The organism is Calothrix sp. CCY 0018 (genome assembly GCF_963920925.1).
Lineage (GTDB): Bacteria > Cyanobacteriota > Cyanobacteriia > Cyanobacteriales > Nostocaceae > Rivularia.
The window spans coordinates 17,637-37,027 of the sequence record NZ_CAWUDI010000022.1; the positions used below are offsets into that span (position 1 = coordinate 17,637).

The 19,391-nt window shown below is 38.4% G+C and carries 16 protein-coding genes; 7 read left to right on the forward strand and 9 right to left on the reverse strand.

Features of this window, described 5'->3' with window-relative positions:
• Positions 1-200: 200 nt before the first annotated feature.
• Entirely contained in the window at positions 201-602 is a 402-nt protein-coding gene (locus tag ACM03V_RS16915) for a hypothetical protein (protein ID WP_414621961.1), read from the reverse strand.
• Between the two features lie 144 nt (positions 603-746).
• Positions 747-1,316, reverse strand: coding sequence for a ribosomal protein S5-alanine N-acetyltransferase (rimJ, locus tag ACM03V_RS16920; protein WP_414621962.1), 570 nt, complete (start codon positions 1,314-1,316; stop codon positions 747-749).
• A gap of 560 nt (positions 1,317-1,876) precedes the next feature.
• Between rimJ and bioB the strand changes: the two genes are divergently transcribed.
• Complete coding sequence (gene bioB / locus ACM03V_RS16925; RefSeq protein ID WP_414621963.1) at positions 1,877-2,866, forward strand: biotin synthase BioB; 990 nt, start codon at positions 1,877-1,879, stop codon at positions 2,864-2,866.
• 214 nt (positions 2,867-3,080) lie between these two features.
• Here bioB and petL read toward each other — a convergent pair whose 3' ends face one another.
• The gene (petL, locus tag ACM03V_RS16930) at positions 3,081-3,176 is read right to left on the reverse strand and encodes a cytochrome b6-f complex subunit PetL (RefSeq protein ID WP_414621964.1); all 96 of its coding nucleotides are present in this window, start codon (positions 3,174-3,176) and stop codon (positions 3,081-3,083) included.
• 204 nt (positions 3,177-3,380) lie between these two features.
• Between petL and aroB the strand changes: the two genes are divergently transcribed.
• From aroB to ACM03V_RS16945, 3 genes are all read left to right on the forward strand, one after another.
• Positions 3,381-4,520, forward strand: coding sequence for a 3-dehydroquinate synthase (aroB, locus tag ACM03V_RS16935; RefSeq protein ID WP_414621965.1), 1,140 nt, complete (start codon positions 3,381-3,383; stop codon positions 4,518-4,520).
• A 309-nt stretch (positions 4,521-4,829) separates the two neighbouring features.
• Entirely contained in the window at positions 4,830-5,666 is an 837-nt protein-coding gene (locus ACM03V_RS16940; protein WP_414621966.1) for an FAD binding domain-containing protein, read from the forward strand.
• A 66-nt stretch (positions 5,667-5,732) separates the two neighbouring features.
• Complete coding sequence (locus tag ACM03V_RS16945; protein WP_414621967.1) at positions 5,733-8,396, forward strand: molybdopterin-dependent oxidoreductase; 2,664 nt, start codon at positions 5,733-5,735, stop codon at positions 8,394-8,396.
• Between the two features lie 87 nt (positions 8,397-8,483).
• On the opposite strand, the gene ACM03V_RS16950 is transcribed toward ACM03V_RS16945, so the two are convergent.
• Positions 8,484-9,035: a DUF4330 domain-containing protein gene (locus ACM03V_RS16950; RefSeq protein WP_414621968.1), complete on the reverse strand. Its 552-nt coding sequence runs from the start codon at positions 9,033-9,035 to the stop codon at positions 8,484-8,486.
• 209 nt (positions 9,036-9,244) lie between these two features.
• Between ACM03V_RS16950 and ACM03V_RS16955 the strand changes: the two genes are divergently transcribed.
• Positions 9,245-9,406 carry a hypothetical protein gene (locus ACM03V_RS16955; protein WP_414621969.1) on the forward strand — a complete coding sequence of 54 codons (162 nt, stop codon included), beginning with the start codon at positions 9,245-9,247 and terminating at the stop codon, positions 9,404-9,406.
• An 82-nt stretch (positions 9,407-9,488) separates the two neighbouring features.
• Here ACM03V_RS16955 and ACM03V_RS16960 read toward each other — a convergent pair whose 3' ends face one another.
• Together ACM03V_RS16960 and ACM03V_RS16965 are read right to left on the reverse strand one after the other, a co-directional pair.
• A complete protein-coding gene (locus ACM03V_RS16960; protein ID WP_414621970.1) occupies positions 9,489-9,983 on the reverse strand; it encodes an ureidoglycolate lyase in 495 nt (164 codons plus the stop codon).
• A 36-nt stretch (positions 9,984-10,019) separates the two neighbouring features.
• The gene (locus ACM03V_RS16965) at positions 10,020-10,469 is read right to left on the reverse strand and encodes a DoxX family protein (protein WP_414621971.1); all 450 of its coding nucleotides are present in this window, start codon (positions 10,467-10,469) and stop codon (positions 10,020-10,022) included.
• Between the two features lie 178 nt (positions 10,470-10,647).
• Here ACM03V_RS16965 and ACM03V_RS16970 point away from each other — a divergent pair, with 178 nt between their 5' ends.
• Together ACM03V_RS16970 and ACM03V_RS16975 are read left to right on the forward strand one after the other, a co-directional pair.
• Positions 10,648-10,737: a hypothetical protein gene (locus ACM03V_RS16970; protein WP_414621972.1), complete on the forward strand. Its 90-nt coding sequence runs from the start codon at positions 10,648-10,650 to the stop codon at positions 10,735-10,737.
• Between the two features lie 134 nt (positions 10,738-10,871).
• Positions 10,872-11,018: a hypothetical protein gene (locus ACM03V_RS16975; protein ID WP_414621973.1), complete on the forward strand. Its 147-nt coding sequence runs from the start codon at positions 10,872-10,874 to the stop codon at positions 11,016-11,018.
• Between the two features lie 98 nt (positions 11,019-11,116).
• Here the strand turns inward: ACM03V_RS16975 and ACM03V_RS16980 are convergent, their stop codons facing one another.
• The 3 genes from ACM03V_RS16980 to ACM03V_RS16990 all read right to left on the reverse strand — a co-directional run bounded on the left by ACM03V_RS16980 (position 11,117) and on the right by ACM03V_RS16990 (position 19,384).
• Positions 11,117-12,628 carry a thioester reductase domain-containing protein gene (locus ACM03V_RS16980; protein WP_414621974.1) on the reverse strand — a complete coding sequence of 504 codons (1,512 nt, stop codon included), beginning with the start codon at positions 12,626-12,628 and terminating at the stop codon, positions 11,117-11,119.
• 203 nt (positions 12,629-12,831) lie between these two features.
• The gene (locus ACM03V_RS16985; protein WP_414621975.1) at positions 12,832-14,475 is read right to left on the reverse strand and encodes a PfaD family polyunsaturated fatty acid/polyketide biosynthesis protein; all 1,644 of its coding nucleotides are present in this window, start codon (positions 14,473-14,475) and stop codon (positions 12,832-12,834) included.
• A gap of 166 nt (positions 14,476-14,641) precedes the next feature.
• Complete coding sequence (locus tag ACM03V_RS16990; protein WP_414621976.1) at positions 14,642-19,384, reverse strand: PfaB family protein; 4,743 nt, start codon at positions 19,382-19,384, stop codon at positions 14,642-14,644.
• Between the last annotated feature and the right edge of the window lie 7 nt (positions 19,385-19,391).

Genomic DNA, 19,391 nt, shown 5'->3' on the forward strand with positions numbered 1-19,391 from the left:
TTTTCCTTAAAAATTTAGAACTTAGGCAATCGCAATGATAAATTAGGCATTCTAAATGTTCAGATCCCCCCAACCCACGCCACTTGCTACAACTCTGGGAACCAGAGCAACGGGGGCTTTGCGTAAGTCTTAAAAATAAAAAGACTCCGCAATGGCGAAGTCTCTACATTAATTATTAATGATAAAATTGATTTCTACGATTAATTACCAACAATAGCATTAATTTTCTGCCGAGATGTTTTAACTATTGATTGAATGCGAGCCTTTTGATTTGGTGTTAGCCTCATAGATTGAAGTAGTTTGCTTCTTCCTTGGCGCGTTTTTAAAGATTGCATAATATCACTACGTTGCGCTTTAGTTAACACATTGGTAATTTGTCTAAATGCTTCATCTTGAATAGCATCTACTTTTTTCTTTTGTTGCGGAGTAAGTCTTTTATAAACACGCGGTATTGTATATCCTGCTGCTTGTATTGTCAGCGGAATTAAAATAAATCTAGGTATTAATGCTTCGGCTTTATTAGCGGAAATTCCAGTTAAGGATATAGCTATTAATGCAGCACTTAAAAACACAGACAGACGCTTTGTGGATTTACCAAACATTGAGAAAAACCCCTTAGAATATTTTAGATTTTAGATTTTAGATTTTAGATTTGTCAACACTTAGATAAGACTAAGTAAGAAGGCAGCGACAGTAAATGAAGAACAAATAAAAGTTTATTCTTTAGAAGCATCCCTGTTCCCTTCTTAACATTTTAAATCCCATTTAGGATTGGTCAAACTTGTTAAAATATGGTCTTGCCATTGATTATTAATCAATAAATAGTCTCTAGCATAACCTTCCACTACAAATCCTAACCTCTTGAGCAAATTACCGCTACTTTGATTGTGAGGCATATAATTTGCCATTATCCGATGCATTTTTAATTCTTCAAAGACATAATCAATGCTCGCTTGTAAGGCTTCTGTCATATAACCTTTACCTTGTTCTTTTTCTGCCAAACTGTAACCGACGGTACAAAATTGTGCCACCCCCCGGATAAAATTACGGTAGTTAATTATTCCAATTATTGTAGATTCGTTTTGAGAAAAAATCAGTAGTCTTAATGATTGCCCTTGGAGAAATTCTTTTGTTGCGATTTCTACTTCAGTATGCCAATATTTTACTGTAAAAAAAGGCTCAGACCATATAGGATAAAAAGGAGTCAGATAAGCTTTATTATCAGTGTAATATTTGAGAATATTGGTTACATCTTCCTGACAAGCCAATCGTAATAATAGTCTTTTGGTAACAATGCGCGGTTGTTGCAATTGCATTGGTTAATTTTGATAATTTACGATCAAAGCATAATAAGATTTACTAGTAATAGAACTAAAACAGAACTAAGAACACATTTGAGATTGTGCTACTTTTCTCATACCTGCTGCAACTAGACCGAAATTTTCGTCAATTACCAATAAAGTTAAGTATTTATCAGCTTCCGCAGGAAATTTAAACCAATTAATCCTTAATTTCAAGTTTTTGATCGCGGCTCAAAAATAACCACCTAATCTAGCAGTTTTAGTTGTATTATCAACTTCATCCAATTTGATGATTCCCTGAGATTGTGTATGCATAAATTTGGTACAATTAAAACAAAATGTAGTCCAAGTTACTTTTTTCTTTCAGCAATTGTTTACCATACATAATTTACCAGAGGACTAAAAAAAAGTGCAGTTAAATATGAAAATAGATGGGGAGAATTGATAATTGGTAATTGGTAATTGCTAATTACTAGCTGCTCGCTGTTCGCAGCAATAGTTAATAATTGATATACATCTGCGCCTTGGGGCAAGTAATAACTGATAATTGAAAATTGTTCATTGATAACTGTAAAATGGGAATACGCTACGATTGGCAGGAAGCAGAAATACGCGCAATATACGATACACCTTTGCTGGAGTTAATTTACCAAGCTGCCAGTATACATCGTCAGTATCACGATTCTAGAAAGATACAGGTTTGCAAATTAGTATCAATTAAGACTGGTGCTTGTCCCGAAGATTGCAGCTACTGCGCTCAATCTTCTCGTTACAAAACAGAAGTTAAACCCGAATCTCTTTTAGATAAACAAACAGTAGTTGACATCGCAAAACAAGCTAAAGAAAGCGGTGTTAGTCGAGTTTGCATGGGTGCTGCTTGGCGCGAAGTACGGGATAATTCCCAATTCGAGCAAGTCTTGGATATGGTAAAAGATGTGACAGCATTAGATTTAGAAGTATGCTGCACTTTAGGAATGCTCAACGAATCACAGGCTAAGCGTTTAGAAGATGCAGGGCTTTACGCTTACAACCATAACCTCGACACTTCACAAGACTATTACAGCACCATTATTACCACTCGAACTTATGGCGATCGCCTCAAAACCATCGACAATGTTCGCCAAACCAACGTTACCGTATGTTCCGGTGGTATCCTCGGTTTAGGTGAAAGTGCTGACGATAGAGTTTCTATGCTAAAAACTTTATCCAACCTGCAACCCCATCCAGAATCCGTACCCATCAACATACTTTCTCAAGTTGAAGGTACACCATTAGAAAATCAGCCCGATGTCCCCGTTTGGGAAGTAATACGAATGATAGCCACAGCCCGTATTGTCATGCCAAGCTCCGACGTGCGCTTAAGTGCTGGCAGATCGAGACTTTCTCAAATAGAACAAGCAATGTGCTTCATGGCGGGTGCAAACTCCATCTTTTCCAGCGACGACGGAAAGATGTTAACTGTCACCACCCCCTGCCCCGGATACGATACCGATAAACAAATGTTAGACTTGCTCGGCTTAGAAGCGCGAGAGCCAGCGAGGAAGCAGTTAGCAGTTAGCAGTTAGCAGTGACCAGTTACCAGTTACCAGTTACCAGTTAGTAAGTAGGTTGTGGGTTCTAGATTGAAAGTTAAAGTTTACAGTTTTAGAAACTACTTTCAGTGTTTCCATTTTCTAATTCCTTCCTTTGTGTTCTTACATCTAATCGTTAGTTAGTAACTGATGAATCGCACTTTCAGAATTAATAGTGTTTACTGGCAACTGGTAACTGGTAACTGAATTACAGAATCTTAGCTGCACGTAAGCCGAAGAGTAAACCAGCAGCGATGCCGATAAACAAAACCAAGAAACCAATATACGAAACTATAGCTAGCATTTACTTTTCTCCACAATCGTTCAATTATCTATAAATATATTGAAGCATTAGTCAGTGACCAGTGAACAGTTATCAGTTACCAATAAGGAATTCTCCCCATCCCCCTATCTCCCCTTGTCTCCCTCTCCCCATCCCCATCCCCCATGCCCAATCCCCTAAATTACGGTACAATACACCACGGGGGCTTGTTATGGGGTTTAAAGAATGTATAATGCGATTAAAGTAAATCTGCCGCTGTCTTCTTATGAAATTGCGATTGCCCGCGTAGCTGGCGCTACGAACGCGCCATCTGGTTTAGATAAACTGGGCGATTATATGAATAATTTGCAGTTGGGTAAGAAGGTGTTGCTGGTTTCTAACTCGACGGTTTTTGAACATTATGGCGAAAGGGCTTTAAGTTCGCTTAATGCTGCTGGTTTTGATGTATGTCACTGCATTTTGCCAGATGGCGAAAAATATAAAAATTTAGATTCTATACAAAAAATATACGATACGGCTCTGCAAAATCGCGTAGAACGTTCTTCTACGATGGTGGCTTTGGGAGGCGGGGTGATTGGCGATATGACGGGTTTTGCTGCGGCTACTTGGCTGCGAGGAATTAAGTTTGTGCAGGTGCCGACTTCGCTTTTAGCAATGGTGGATGCTTCGGTGGGTGGTAAAACTGGTGTTAATCATCCCCAAGGAAAAAATTTGATTGGTGCTTTTCACCAACCGCAATTGGTATTAATAGATCCCGAAGTACTAAAAACTTTGCCAGAAAGAGAATTACGTGCCGGAATCGCGGAAGTGATTAAATATGGCGTAATTTGGGATGCTGATTTATTCGCAGAGATGGAAAAATGCGAAAATCTTGACCAAATGAAATATTTAATGGCTCCTTTCTCTGGTGGAGAAAAATCTTTAATTGACTACATATTAATGCGCTCTTGTCAAGCTAAAGCTGATGTAGTAGGTAAAGATGAAAAAGAAGCGGGATTGCGAGCAATTTTGAACTACGGACATACCGTTGCTCATGCTGTAGAAAGTTTGACTGGTTATAGCGTAGTAAATCACGGTGAAGCGGTGGCGATCGGTATGGTAGCAGCAGGAGAAATTGCTGCAAAATTGGGAATGTGGAAAGCCGAAGAAGTACAAAGACAAAATGCTTTGATTGAAAAAGCTGGTTTACCAACTAAGTTACCAGCAGGTTTGGATATAGAAGAGATAATCCAGTCGTTGCAATTGGATAAGAAGGTGAAAGCCGGTAAAGTGCGGTTTATATTACCAACGCGGATTGGTGAGGTGATAATTACCGATGAAGTTCCTTCGGAAGTGATTAGAGAAGTCTTGCAAGAGATGAGTTGAAGTGGCTGCGAAGGGAAACAGTAAAAGATGACACCAGATTTCATTTTCGGCTCCTCCCAGTTTGCAGTCTAGGTAGGTGTTGGAGTCTGGTTAAGTAGACTTTGTTTATTAGCCTTGGAATTAATTCCTTGGCGATTATTGGGGCTAATTTCAATTGATGCAAGAATACCTTTACTATAAAACTTTTAACTTATGTAACGATGCAAGTAATACTTTGTCTTATAATATACAGAAACTTCGGCTACTAAATATTACATTACTGAGTTAAAACTAGTAACAATTACATTTAGTAATAAGACAGTAAATATAATGGATTTGCATAATATAGATCATTATTTACAGCCAACAGATATTAATAAAGTTACTAAGTGGGGTGAAGGTTGGAGTTGGTTGGCTGGAGGTACTTGGTTATTTTCCGAACCACAACCAGAGATTAAAACTTTGGTTGATATACAGTCTTTGGGATGGGATGAAATTGATTTAATGAATTCCTCTAATTCCGATCGAGGAGAATTATTAGCTATTGGTGCAACTTGTCCTTTAATTAAATTATTACAGCATCCTTGGCTGCCTGAATATACTGCTGTAGAAGGCTTTAGAGGTGCGATAAATGCCCTTTCAGCTTCGTTGAAGGTAGTTAATATCGCTACTGTCGGAGGTAATATTTGCCTTGCCTTATCGGTGGGTACTCTTGCACCTATTATGGTGGCTTTAGATGCAAGTTATGAGATTTGGAATCATAAGGGTAAATCGCGAATTGTTACAGCAAAAGAATTTCAAATCGCTTCTCGTCAAACTATTTTGCAATCTGGGGAATTATTACGACGAGTTTTGATTCCTGTGGAGAATATGAAATGGCAAGTTGATTATCAACGTTTTGGAATTGCAGCGAGCGACACTGCTTTAGCTATTGTTGTAGGTGCTTATAATTCAACTGCAAAAAAGTTACGCTTGGCTATCGGTGCGAGTGTTGCTGCACCAGTATTATTAGAATTTGAAGCTGGTTTAGAGAATAATTTTAATTACATCGCGTCTTTGAAAAATTTAGATTTTATTGAAGATGCAAAAGCTAGCGCTGTTTATCGTCGGGAAATCACGCAGATTTTGATTAAGCAATGTTTAAATCAGTTAGCAGTTAGCAGTTAGCAGTTACCAATTAACAATTAACAATTATCAATTAACAATTATCAATTACCTACTCCCTGCTAATATATGCAACCTTTAAATTTGCGCGTTAATAATCATATTCATACAGCAAGTTGTCATCCAGGAAGCAGTTTACTTTCTCTTCTTCGTCAACTTAATTACTTCGGAGTACATCGCGCTTGTGAAACTGGTGATTGTGGTGCTTGTACTGTTTGGGTAAACGATACACCTGTACATAGCTGTATTTACCCAGCGATGCGAATTAACGAACAATCCGTAACTACCATCGAAGGATTATCGTCAAATAACGAATTAGCACCGATACAACAAGCATTTTTACAAGCTCAAGGGTTTCAATGTGGGTTTTGCACTCCGGGAATGATTATGAGTGCAGCGAAATTTCCTTTCTCATCAGTACAAGACTTACATACTAATATGAAAGGAAACCTCTGTCGCTGTACTGGCTACCAAGCAATTATCGAAAGTATTTTACTTTATCAAAAATCAAATGGACGTGACACCGTTGCCACGCCCGCAATTCTCACACCACACTCCGTCGGAGAAAGCGTTCCTAAACAAGATGGAACCGCAATCGTTACAGGTAAAGCATACTACACTGCTGATAATTTGCAATCCGGATTATTACATTTGAAAATATTGCGTTACACCGGAGGTGTCGCTTCTGGGGCATCGCCATTTCCCCATGCAAATATCCGCGAGATTAATGTTGACAAGGCTAAAGCACTCGAAGGAGTAGTGGATATCTTTACTTACCAGGATGTTCCAAGAATACCTTACACTACTGCCGGACACGCAGAACCAGTTCCCGATCCTTTAGACCATTATTTGCTGGATAATAAGGTGCGGTTTATAGGGGATAGAGTTGCTGCTGTGGTGGCTGAATCGGTTGAGATTGCGACAAAAGCCCTATTGTTAATTGAGGTTGATTACGAAGTTTTACCCCACGTTACCAATCCGGTGGAAGCAATGAAAGATGGTAGCGTTGTTATCCATGATGAACCGGAATCTCAGCAAATACCCGATCGCGATCGCAATATTGCTGGTGAAATATTTTTGGAATCGGGAAATGTAGAACTCGGTTTTAGTGAAGCGGATTTAATCGTAGAAAATACTTATACTTTACCAGCAGTACAGCACGTTCATTTAGAACCTCACGTAACGGTAACTCATTTGGAATCGGATGGTACTTTGGTTGTTCGCAGCAGTACCCAAGTACCGTTTCATTGTCAAAGATTATTATCGCAACTTTTCGATATTCCTCAAGAGAAAATTAGAGTTTATAAACCGCAACTCGGCGGTGGTTTTGGCAATAAACAAGAAATATTAACAGAAGATTTATGTGCATTGGCAACTTTGCGTACTGGTAAACCCGTGCAGTGGGAGATGACGAGAAACGAAGAATTTACCGCTACAAATAGCCGTCATGCAATGACAATTAAGCTAAAAACTGGAGTTAAAACAGATGGTACAATCGTTGCTCAGGATTTAGAAATCATTGCCAATACCGGGGCTTATGGCAATCACGGTAAAACGGTGGTATTTTTATCTGGCTATATTCCTTTGGGTTTATACCGTTGCGACAACAAAAGATTTCAAGCATATGCCGTTTATACTAATACCATGCCTGGTGGTGCATTTCGCGGTTACGGTGCAACTCAAGGCACTTTTGCAATGGAATCTCAAATTGATGAAATTGCTAATAAATTAAATCTTGATGTTATACAAATAAGGCAAAAAAATTTAATTCGTCCGGGAGATTTAGTTAGTTTAGGAAACGATGACGAGCATTTTAATTTAATTGGCAGTTATGCTGTGGAAGAATGTTTTACCAAAGTAATTCAAGCATTAAATTATGTTAAGGGTCAACCCGCAGTTATCAATGGAAATCGCCGTCGCGGTATCGGTTTTGCTGTTTCTATGCAGGGAAGTGGTTTATGTAAAATCCACACTGCTTGCGTTAAGTTATCACGGTTAGCTGATGGGAAATATGAATTAAGAACGGGTTCGGTTGATGTTGGTACGGGTTCCGATACCACTTTACGCCAAATTGCAGCAGAAGTTTTAGGTGTGATGATCGCCGACATCAAAATTATTTCTGGGGATACGCAATTAACACCTTTTGATGCAGGTTCTTATGCTTCTGCAACCATGTATATTTCCGGACAAGCTGTTAAATTGGCAGCAGAGAAATTAAAGCAGAAAATAGCAGATGAGATAACATCACAAGGGATAATAGAAGTAGAAGAAAGCTATACAGCTTCGGAAGCGACTTTAACTTTTGCGGTTCAAGGTGTAGAAGTAGAAGTTGATATTGAAACGGGAAAAGTAGAAGTTTTGAGATGCATTCAAGCAATTGATATTGGTAAAGCAATCAATCCCAAAATTTGCGAAGGGCAAGCAACCGGGGGAATTGCGATGGGAATTGGTTATGCATTAACCGAAGAATTACTATTTGACGAACAAGGAAGAATAATTAATCCTAAACTGCGGGAATATCGCATCCCCACAGCGGCAGATATGCCACCAATGGAAATATTTCTTATAGAAAAAACCGACCCTTACGGCCCATTTGGCGCTAAAGGTGTAGGAGAAATCACAACTAACTGTACCGCACCAGCCATCGCAAATGCGATCGCTCATGCTACAGGTGCGAGATTACGACAATTACCAATGACACCGGAGAGAGTTTGGAAAGCAGTTAGGAGTTAGGAGTTTAAGATCCCCCCAACCCCCCGATAAATTGGGGGGCTTTGCGTAAGTCATATTGTTAATTGTTAATTGTTGATTGATAACTGTTCACTGCTCTTTAACATCAGCAATAGTAGCATTGATATCATAATTAAAACCTTCTATCTTCGCTGGGCTACCGATTTTTACTAAGCCTTCACCTACTACTGCACCAGTGTTTTGCATTTGGGCAATACCAGTCAATGTGATGAATAAATTTGTTTCAAACGTAGCGCTGGGATCTGGTAATTCTTTTACCGAACCATCAGGTTGAGTCACATTTATGGTGATGGGTAGCTGTTTGACAGATTTTATCGTCATTTGACCGGAAGGTTTATTGTCGATTGTCAGTTCAGTTTTTCCACCAGCTTTTAAACTTTGTTCTAATAAGGCTTGAGGACGAAGTAAATTTAAACCGTCCACAAATAAATCTACTTCTATCGGCTTTGTGGAAATATTAGCCTGAGCATTGGAAGCAGGTATGTTAAAAAACAAGCTTACGAGTGCGAATGTCAGCACCGCTAATGCGCTGAAAAGCACTGTAATAACAGGGGTAAGCGACAGATTCAAAGTTCGTCTTAGCTTAGCAGAATTGAACCCATGAGAATGCCAAATTGCCATTAAAATTAATGCCTTTCGATGCAAATTGGACAGATAAAAAAAGTCAACGAGTGCAAATGTTGAGCTTTCATACGATAGTAGCGCAACTGTTGACAAATGAGTCATATAAAAGTCTAATATGTAATAATTACTAGTTTGTGTTTTAAAGCTACAATTAGTAAGTAACTAAAAATACTTTAGAAAATTTACATTAAGCTGGGGTAAATGGAATGTCTACTGCCTATTTGAAAGAAGAAGAGACTATGGAAGTAAGTATGGAAGACTTAGAAAAGTATCTGTATGAAAACCATGAGAGGATAGGAAATCGCCGCAAAAAATTACGTAGACTTCCTATAGTAGATATTAAAGATGATTCAACTAGAAGCAAATAGTTAATTATTTTAAATGAAAAAATAAATTAACAGGACATACCATTTACCGACTTTTTCCCAGAAGTTGCGATTCGTCAACTGCTTAAACAATCTCAAATTCTAAATTATGACTTTTCAAAAAACTATGAGTGAAATGGTCGATTTCATTCGTGTTGCTTAATTCTAAGTTGTAAAAGTCTACTTTGTCATGCTCAAAATAAGGACCAGCGTGCCAAGTTCCGACATTTAATTTAATAAAACAATTTCCGGGAATGCGAAAGGCTGCAATATTTTGCAACGCTGGTTCATCTATATTATTATTAGCCGGACATACTGCCATTAACCAATCTTTACCACCTAAAGAACCCAAGCATTGAGTACATTTTGCGTGACGGGTAATATTGTGAAACTTGCACCCGCGCCCCTGCAATTGCATAATATAAAATCTTGGGATACCGTTATCGAGTACTAATTGAGCATCATCTGCATCGAATAGTTTGCCATCTTTGCTAGGGAAAATAACTTGTCCGTAAGCTTGAAAATTTTCTGAAGTTATAGCTTGCGCTGATAATTGTTTTACTGCTGTTGTATTAGTCATATATAAGATTCCTGCTAACTGTTAACTGCTCACTGGTTACAATTCCAATTCTTTCGGAATCATTGATTTAGGAATAATAGAAGCTTGTTCTTGTTTATCGTCAGGTTTTGTGTACCAGTAAGCCCAAGCAATTAACACTCCTTGCAGGGGAAGTCTAATAGCTTGAAATAAAGGCGAACCTGAATATGGTATGCTTTCAATTTCAATATGATTAATTGCCATATTGATGTTAGCTGGATAAACTGCGATAAATAATGCAATTATTCCCCATGCGGTAGGTTGACTCAAAGGGGGAACTAATAAACCGATACCACCTAGTATTTCATAAAAGCCACTTAAATAAACTAAACCCAAAGGATAGGGAAGTTGTGGTGGCATAATTTTTACAAAAGGTTGGGGAATTGCAAAGTGCAAAATTCCTACAGTTATTAAGGCTACAGAAAGGATAATTCTTAGAAGTTCTTTGTTTTTTTTGATTAATTCCATTTGAACGAATACAGAAAAATTACTCAAATATTCTTTCAGTTTGTTAGCTCAAGAGTATTTTGTCTTCTATCGAGAGTGGGAAAAGTTTAACTATAATCTTTCAAAATTTATACTTCCTGCAAAATTAGTCAGTGCCGGTACTTAAGTAGGTAAGGTAGCAACCGAAGTATCCGAACCTTTGACTATTATGGGTACAGTTTTAGCAGGGGGGATGGGAATTGCAATCAAGAAAAAGCGAGCTAAGAAGAATTTAGAATCAGCGATTTAATACTGATAGTTCAACTGGCTCGCTTGTTATTTTGGATTAAGTAAATTTTAACAGCAATCGGGTGAGAGTTTATCTTAACTCCACCGGATTGCTTTTTATAATACTAATTATTTAAAAAGAAGAATAGCAAAATCATGAAAACAGTCGTAATTGGTGGGGTTTGCAGAACTGGTAAATCAAGGTTAGCAAATAAAGTTTTTAATAACACTAAAGCCACGGTGTTTCATGGCGACCATGCCCATCCCACAAGATTTTTAATGATTTTCAAAACCCGTTCGTAGTAGTGCTTCAGCGCATCCGGATTCCGCCCGGCGCTGAAGCGCTACTACGAACCTATCAGAACTAATGAAATGGACTACGAATTACAAATTAAAAGTTACTAACTACTCAGAACAGATTCTAAATTAAGAAAACCATTTGCAATCAAATAGGATGCGTATGTAGTATATAATTCTGCATCAATTGGATGGCAAGATACACCGCTTCCTGCGAGTGCATTTAAAGTCTCGTCACAGCTGATAACTGGTCTATTTTCTGTCAAGTATAAATCGGGAATAGTAAGTTGTCTTTCTGACCAGCGTTCTAATAAAAATGGACGCAGAGTATATAAAGGATTTTCCTCTGATGTCACATCGTTAATTAACTTATGTTGCCATTCTTCGTAAGGAATCATCTTGATCGAAAAACCAAAAGAACTCAACCACTCAACTAATGTGCTTAAAGGTGCGGGTTCTGGATGTTGGAGATGGAAAGCCTTACCGATAGACTCTTCTTGTCTGGATAGATGTACGATCGCTTGGCTTACATAGTCAACGGGTGACATATCCAACATATAATTTACGTCGGGGAAGCATCCCATCTGAAGACAGCCTTTGGTCATTAAGTTTACAAAGTCATCAGTATTTCCTACACCTGTTTGGCTGTGTCCGGAAATTAAAGGTGGTCTGTAAATGGTGATGGGAAGTCCTCTTTCTCCGGCGATTTTAACTAATTTTTCTGCTACCCATTTAGTTTGAGAATAGCCAAGAAAAATACCTTCCCAGCGGTCAAAACTATCATCCTCTTTAACTACTTTTCCTGCGTATTCAGGTGATTCAAATACCGCAACGCTAGAGACATAATTTAACGGTTTAACTTTAATTTTACAAGCCAAACGGATGATTTCTTGGGTTCCCAGTACGTTAGCTGTTTTCAATGCTGAGTAGGGAAATACGTAATTGAGCATTGCAGCACTGTGATAGATGGCATCTATATTAGTCGCCAACATATCAAATCCTTCAGTGCTTATACCCAGTTGCGGTTGAGATAAATCGCCAACTATCGGGATAATCCGAGGGCTAGATTCTTCATCCCAAATCCCATAAGATTCTAAATTCTTTTTCAGCTTTTCTTTACCTGCTTCTGCATCTGCTGCACGTACCAAACAGTAAATATCTGCATCGGTTTGCTGCAAAAGTTCGTGGATTACAAATGCTCCTAAAAATCCGGTACCTCCAGTTAAGAAGATATTTTGAGGATTGGGATTAAATTTATAAGAAGTTGATGCAGGGCGAATAGTTTCATCAAGCACAGCTTCTGCTGCTAAGTTAGGAGCATTAGTAGTATCAACGAGTGATTTGGTTTCCTGTTGAGATTCTTGCGCTTCCTCAGCTAAACGTCCCGAAAGTGCTTCAATTGTGGGATAATGCCAAAGCAACATGGGGGACAATTCAAATCCCAACATTTTCTGTGCTTTGGTAACAATTACCATTGCTTGAGTTGAATCTAAACCGTAAGTATCTAAAGGTTGGGTTACGTCGATTTCTTCGGCTTCCATGTTGAGTATTTCAGCCAAATTAGTTAAAAACCAATTTTGAATTTCTATAGCGTTCATAATTTGTTTTGTAGTCATTTTATTTTAGATTTAGAATTACACAGTTTTTTTACTTTAAGTTACTTGCTTGCTGCCAGAAGATTATGGAGATTAAACCGCAGAGAGTGCAGAGAGCGCAGAGAAAAGAAATGAAGAGAGATAGGAGATTTTAGAGGGGAATAGGAGTAAGATTTATTTTCAATCCAAAATCCAAAAGACGTTAAAATCTAAAATCTAAAATCCTAAGATGTAAATTTAACAGGGTGATATTGAGAATAGAAATTATCTAGTTGTAAATCTTGCATTTTCAAACTTTGGATGCGATATAAATAGGAAGTTCCTTTCATCATTTGGTTGGCAACATCAACTACCTGACGATTATTTGGTTCTGATAAATAAGAACCTCGCACCCAGTCATTAAAGCTACCCATTGCGGGGCCGCACCATACTTGATAATCAACTTCTCTTCCCTTTTCACCGCAATTAGACCATCTGGAAGATAATCCTAAATACCAGCGGAAAATCAACGCCATTTTATATTTAGGGTTGTTAGCTGCTTTGGTTAATTTATCAGGATTACTTTTGGATTGATAAACAACGGTTTCTTGCCACACTTCTTCGATGCTTTTGCGGAAAACCTGTTTTTCTAATTTTGTTTTTTCTGCTGATGGAAGTTCGTCAAGAGAATTATAATTTCGATAGATTTCGTATAGTTTTTGTGCTTTCAGTGGAAACATAGTTCCGCGTTTGAGAACCTGTAGTTTTACTCCCATTTCAAACATATCAGCAGCTGGTGCCATCATTACGTCGGCCATATCAGCTTGTGCTAATAGTTTTTTGGTATGTGTAGAAGTTCCTGCTTCTAAACAAGATTGATTTATTGAACCAGTAACTACATATGCGGCACCCATCATAAAAGCTGCTAAAGCCGATTGAGGTGTTGAAATTCCTCCGGCAACTCCAACTCTAATGGGTTTTTCGTAATTATATTTTGACTGTATTTCGTCTTTTAAAGCAATTATAGAAGGTAGTACGCAAACCAAAGGACGGTTATCTGTATGACCGCCAGAATCTGCTTCTACGGTAATATCATCTGCGATAGGAATTTGTGCTGCAAGGGTTGCTTGTAATTCGGTAATTAAGCCTTCTTCAACCAGTTCCTTGAGCATTTTCAAGGGTGCTGGCTGCATAAATTTACTCGCAACTTCTCGACGAGAAATTTTAGCAATTACCTTATTATTAATTTGAATTTGGTTAGCTGAATTTAAACTTAATCCAGCCGCACGATAGTAAACAATGTTAGGAGTTAAATCTAAAAATGCCGAAGCTTCTACAGTTTCTACTCCATATTTTAGATATAAATCTACAGCACCTCTTTCTATTTCGGGGTCGTTAGGACTATGAATTAAATTAAATGCATAAGGACCATTAGGTAAAGATGTTTGAATTACTTTAATCGCTTCTTCTAAGCGAGTTAAACTCAAACCACCCGCACCAAAGGAACTCAAAATATTCTCTTTACCCAGGGCAATTACCATTTCTTCAGAGGCTATTCCCCCAGCCATTGCACCAGTTGTATAAGCATATTTGAGATTATGAAAATTAATGAAATGGGGGTCGCCGAAGCTTTTAGTAAAAACAGGTGGAGCTGCAATTAATAATTCTATTTCCGCTGGTTGACTGTTATCGAGAGGACAATAGCCGTAATTAGTTACTCCAATTCTGTCTCCAACTTTAACGATATAGCAAGGTTTATCAGTTTCAAGCAATTGTTCTTTGATTCCTTCTGGATCGAAGGAAATACAGCTTACTGAACCTTTCCAAGTTCGATTTTTAGCTGAAGTAGAACCTTGAAATACAAGTCCGTTGTTTTCTTTGTTTAGCACTTTGTCTAATATTTGCACGTTAGTTATCAGTATTTACATGAAGTAAGAAAGGTATGTCCTAATGTCCTAGCGGACACGCTTCGCTAACGGACACGCTCCGCTAACGTAGTAAGGAATTTATGCCTTAATATCAGGAAAGACGGTCCTTACTACAAACGAATAATTGTTAATTATCAGTCAAATGTTCGGCGCAAGCGATTTGTAGTTGAATTATTTCGCTTAATTGTTGGCTAAAATCTTGGCGCGATTTTAAGAATGTAGAGTGGGTTTTATGAACCATTAAATTATTTGTGTTTACTTTTTTATATTGACTATAATTAGTCACATTTTGAGTTGAAGCTAATTTTTTTGGTGTGGTAGATGCAACATATGAAGTAGTTTTTGCCGCATTTAATCGCTCTATTTTTTGTTTGGGTACGGCGTTCATAGGACTTACTTCTGGTTTTTTCGGTGCTGCTGCGGGGGAGTTTGTTTCTTTTGGTTGGGATGTTGTAGTTTTGGCAATAAATTCTTTTTCAACAGGTTTTGGTGCTGTTTTTATTTTCTCAGTTATCTTAGCCGCTAATTCTTTTTCAACAGGCTTTGGATTAACTTCCGATTGTTGGAACAGCTTTTTATTTTCTGCCGTTAAAATACTTTCAGTAATATTATGACCACCTAATGTAACTTTTCTCTGACTAAGTTTAGCTTTTTTACTGCTTTCTTCCACTGTGGAATATAGCGGCGATAAATCTAAATCAACTTGGTGACTCGTTAGTTTTGCTAATGCTTTGAGAATGCTACTATGGTCGTCTAAGCCTCTACGATTAAGGGCAATTGTCATGTGTTCTTTATCGCTTAAATTTTTATCAATCCATCGAGAACAAACGTTTCCAGCACCTGTTTCAATAAATATTTTCGCACCATCGCTATAAACTTGGTTAACCAGTCGAGGAAAATCAAGTTCTTTACAAAGCCCTGTAGCGATACCTTCAGCAATGGCTTTACTTTCTAATTCTATTGGCGCATATTTTGCCGCAGAATAAAGTATTAGATTTTGCTGATTTTCTTGAATTGGTAAAGTGTTAACGTTGGCAATCTCATTGTGTTCGGAAGCCATCGCTTCGCAGTGAATTACATGATCGAATGGTGCCCGGAATGCATTACAACCCAGTTTTTTTATAACTCGTTCGCAGGTTGCTGGCTCACCTGCAATTACTACTTCTTCTGGCGTATTGATTTGAGTCAGGTAAACGCGGTTTTCTGCTGCGATAGCTTCCCTAACTTGGGATGGTGTGGCTATCAGAACGTAATTACACCAGAAATTATTGTCTGGAGATTTTTCTACAGGTGGTAGCTGCCAAAATTCTCTAACGCAGTTTTTCGCACCTGATAATCTGTCTCCGAATAAGGTACTGGTGTTTAAAGCGTTGCTCATCTGACCAAATTGATTCCATATGCCGATAGCAGACATCATACTAACTTCACCCAAGCTGTAACCAAAAGCAAATTTTGGTTTTACTTGGAAGTTATCTTGAAGCACTTTAGAAAGCAGTCTGGCTACGACTATTTCGTTTTCAAACATTGCCGATGAATCATCTAGCAGTTGTTTTTCTAATCCTTCTAATTCTCTGCTTGATAGTTTATTCAAGCTGCGAGGATACACTAACTTTTCAACGTGACTAACACGACTATCTAAATTTTGCAGGATGATATCATCGTGAACTTGAGGAAATAAACGGAAGAGATTTCTACCGATACCGAGATAAGAATTAACCGCAGCAGGATAGATAAATGCAACTTCTCCTTTTTTACCCAACGGTTTGGCTGTAAAATAACTGCCTAGTGGAGTTTGCCACTCTTCACCTTTATCAAATGCATTATTAACACCTTTGATGGCTGCTTCTATTTCTCTGGCTAATTCTTTGGAATTACGCGCCAAAATTGCTAAAGTATATTCTTTGTTGCGTTTTTGATAATCGGCAAAAGTCGTTTTAGCAGCTAGGGGAAGAGAACTTCCCTCGTTTACTACATTTTGCAAATTTTCAACTTGCTGTAGTAAATCTTCGCGATTATTACCAGCGATCGCAAACAGTTGGAGAGGCATTTGCTGCAAAAATCTGCTGCTGCGGTCTTGTTTCTTTGGTTCTTCAGATATTATTAAATGGGCGTAAGTTCCATCTATACCCATACTGTTGATGGCTGCGGTTCTTTTCTCGGTGTCTGGATTAAGAAACCAAGGCCTCGATTCCGGAACAACATAGAAAGGACTGTTTTCCCACTTGTTAATATCTTTTACGCCAGTCCATTTTGGAGTTGCAGGAAGATATCTATAGTAGAGGCACAAAGCTGTTTTAATTAAACTCGCAATTCCCGAGGCAACATAGGTGTGACCAATATTAGCTTTAACGCTGCCGATCGCACAGTTTAATTTATTTGCACCGCTTGGATAAGCCCGAAGTAATCCCTCAATTTCTGCTTCGTCTTCTTGGGAAATGCCACTAGCGAAAACTTCAAGATAAGATATATCTTTATTTTTGATTTCTGCCGTATCAAAAGCTTTATTACAAGCATCTTCAACGGTGTTAGCATCCGTGGAACCCAAACGACTTTGCAAATCATTTTTGGTAGCATTTTTTTGCTTGAAACTAACTGCATCAATTACCGCGTAGATGCACTCGTTTTCCTGTTTTGCTACTTGATGTCGTTTTAATACTATTGCACCTGCACCTTCGCCAACCGCCCACCCATTGGCTTTTTGGTCATAAGAAAGAGTATTTACACCTGTATTAACTGTTGATAACTCATTTCTTAATAAAACGTGTTCCATACCGCCAGCTAAATCCACGGCACCCACTAATACGGCATCTGCTTCCCCAGTAGTTAATAAATGTTGCGCTACTTCTAAAACTTTAAACGTGGAGTTTTCGCCAGCGGAAATGGTCAATGCGGGAGCAGTAAAATTCCACAGCGAGGAAATACGACTCGCCATAATATTAGAAATATAGCTGACAAACTCGCTGCTATCAGCGGGGTGGTGAATTCCGTCTTTAACTATTGTTTCTAACTTCGACAGTTTATCAGAAGATAATGATATTGCGTTAGCATTCAATCCTTCTTTAATTTCCCAGTCTAAATTCCATCTCTGCTGGAGTTGATGAACGGAAAGTTCGGCTTCAGTAGCGATTAAAACTGCTACCTTGTCTCCTTCGTTTACCGAAGCATCTTTCAAAGCGCGTTCGGCTACTTTGAGCATTAACAGTTGTTGTTTGTTGAGTTTTTCTAACTCATTGGGGGGAATTTTACTAGATACGGTATCAATTTCAAATTCACTAATATAAGCTCCCGTAGGTGCTTTACCTTCAGGTAAATTATATTTTTCCAGTAGTTCTGTTTTATTTTCTACACCATGCCATCTTTGATCGGGTAGAGGAATAAAATGTTGTTTTCCTTGGTAAATACTGCTTTCAAAAGCATCCAACCCATCGCAACCACCGAAAAAGGCATCCATTCCCACAATCGCCATTTTAGCGAGTTTGAGGGGTTGGTTCAATTCTTCAGATGTAGTGTTTTTATTTTGTTCTAAAATTAGATGTGCGTTAGTCCCACCCAAGCCAAAAGCACTAACTCCAGCGCGTTTTATCGAACCGCTTTTTGAGTGCCAGTTAGTTGGACTAGTTACAATTCTACTCGGTGAAATTACGTTATCTTCCGAACCGATGGGGTCTGTAATATTAATAGTTGTGGGAATAATACCCTTGCTCATGCTCAAGAGTACTTTTATCATACTCGCGCTAGCAGCACCAGTCAGCAAATGTCCGATATTGGATTTTACCGAACCCGTAAACGGAGTTGCTTGATATTTACCAAAGAAAGTTTCGACAGAATTAAATTCGGTACTGTCTCCTAATAAAGTTCCAGTAGCATGACACTCCATATAGTCGAGAACTTTGGGATTGATATCAGCTTCCGAATAAGCCTTTTCAAAAGCTAAAGTTTGTCCTTTGGGGTTGGGGCTGAGTAAATGTTTACCCCTACCATCGTTAGAAAGTCCGTTACCCGTTATTGAGGCGTAAATGCGATCGCCATCTCTAACTGCATCGCTATAGCGTTTGAGAACGAGCATTCCCACGCCTTCCGAGGTAATTAATCCCCTGGAAGATTTATCTAAGGGGCGGCTAATATCGTTGTTTTCTGGATAGCCTTGGATGCCCGAAAAAAGCATCCTGATAAATATCGGATCGGCACAACTAATACCACCAGCTAACATCAAGTCAGCTTTGTGTGTCCATAGATAATGAGATGCTAATTTAGCAGCATATAAGGGTGAGGAACAAGCAGCATCCAGGCAAAAATGGATGTGAGAGAGAGATAAAGCTTGAGAAATGATAGCAGCGGGTAAACCCGATATCATACCGTTATAAAATGATGTCTCTTCGGAGTTAGGTAAACTTGCGGTGGCAAAATCCTCTTGCTGCAAAAGTTCTGCAATTGCAGGATTCAACACCTGTTGATAAAGCGGTTCAAATAATTGATTTGATGATTTCGTAGGTAGCGAGAGTGTGCCCAACAGTACTCCACATTTGGAAAGAACAGACTTGTCTTCCAAGTAACCACTATTTTGTAATGCTTGCTTTGCAGCATAAAGCGACCATTTAAAGGTGTCATCTAGATTTTGTAGCAACGAAGAGGGAAGATTATATCCCGATGCATCAAACTTAAAATTACGTACAAACCCCCCTTGCAAGGAGTAAACTTTATCTGCTTTTCCTTTTACCGGATCGTAAAATATAGTTGGTTCTATACCAATCTCATCAATACTTAACTCGGAAGTAGAATCCTTTTGTTCAATTAAATTATGCCAAAACTCTTCAGCATTTTTAGCATCCGGGAATAAACATGAGAACCCAACGATCGCAATTTTTTCCATACTTTTT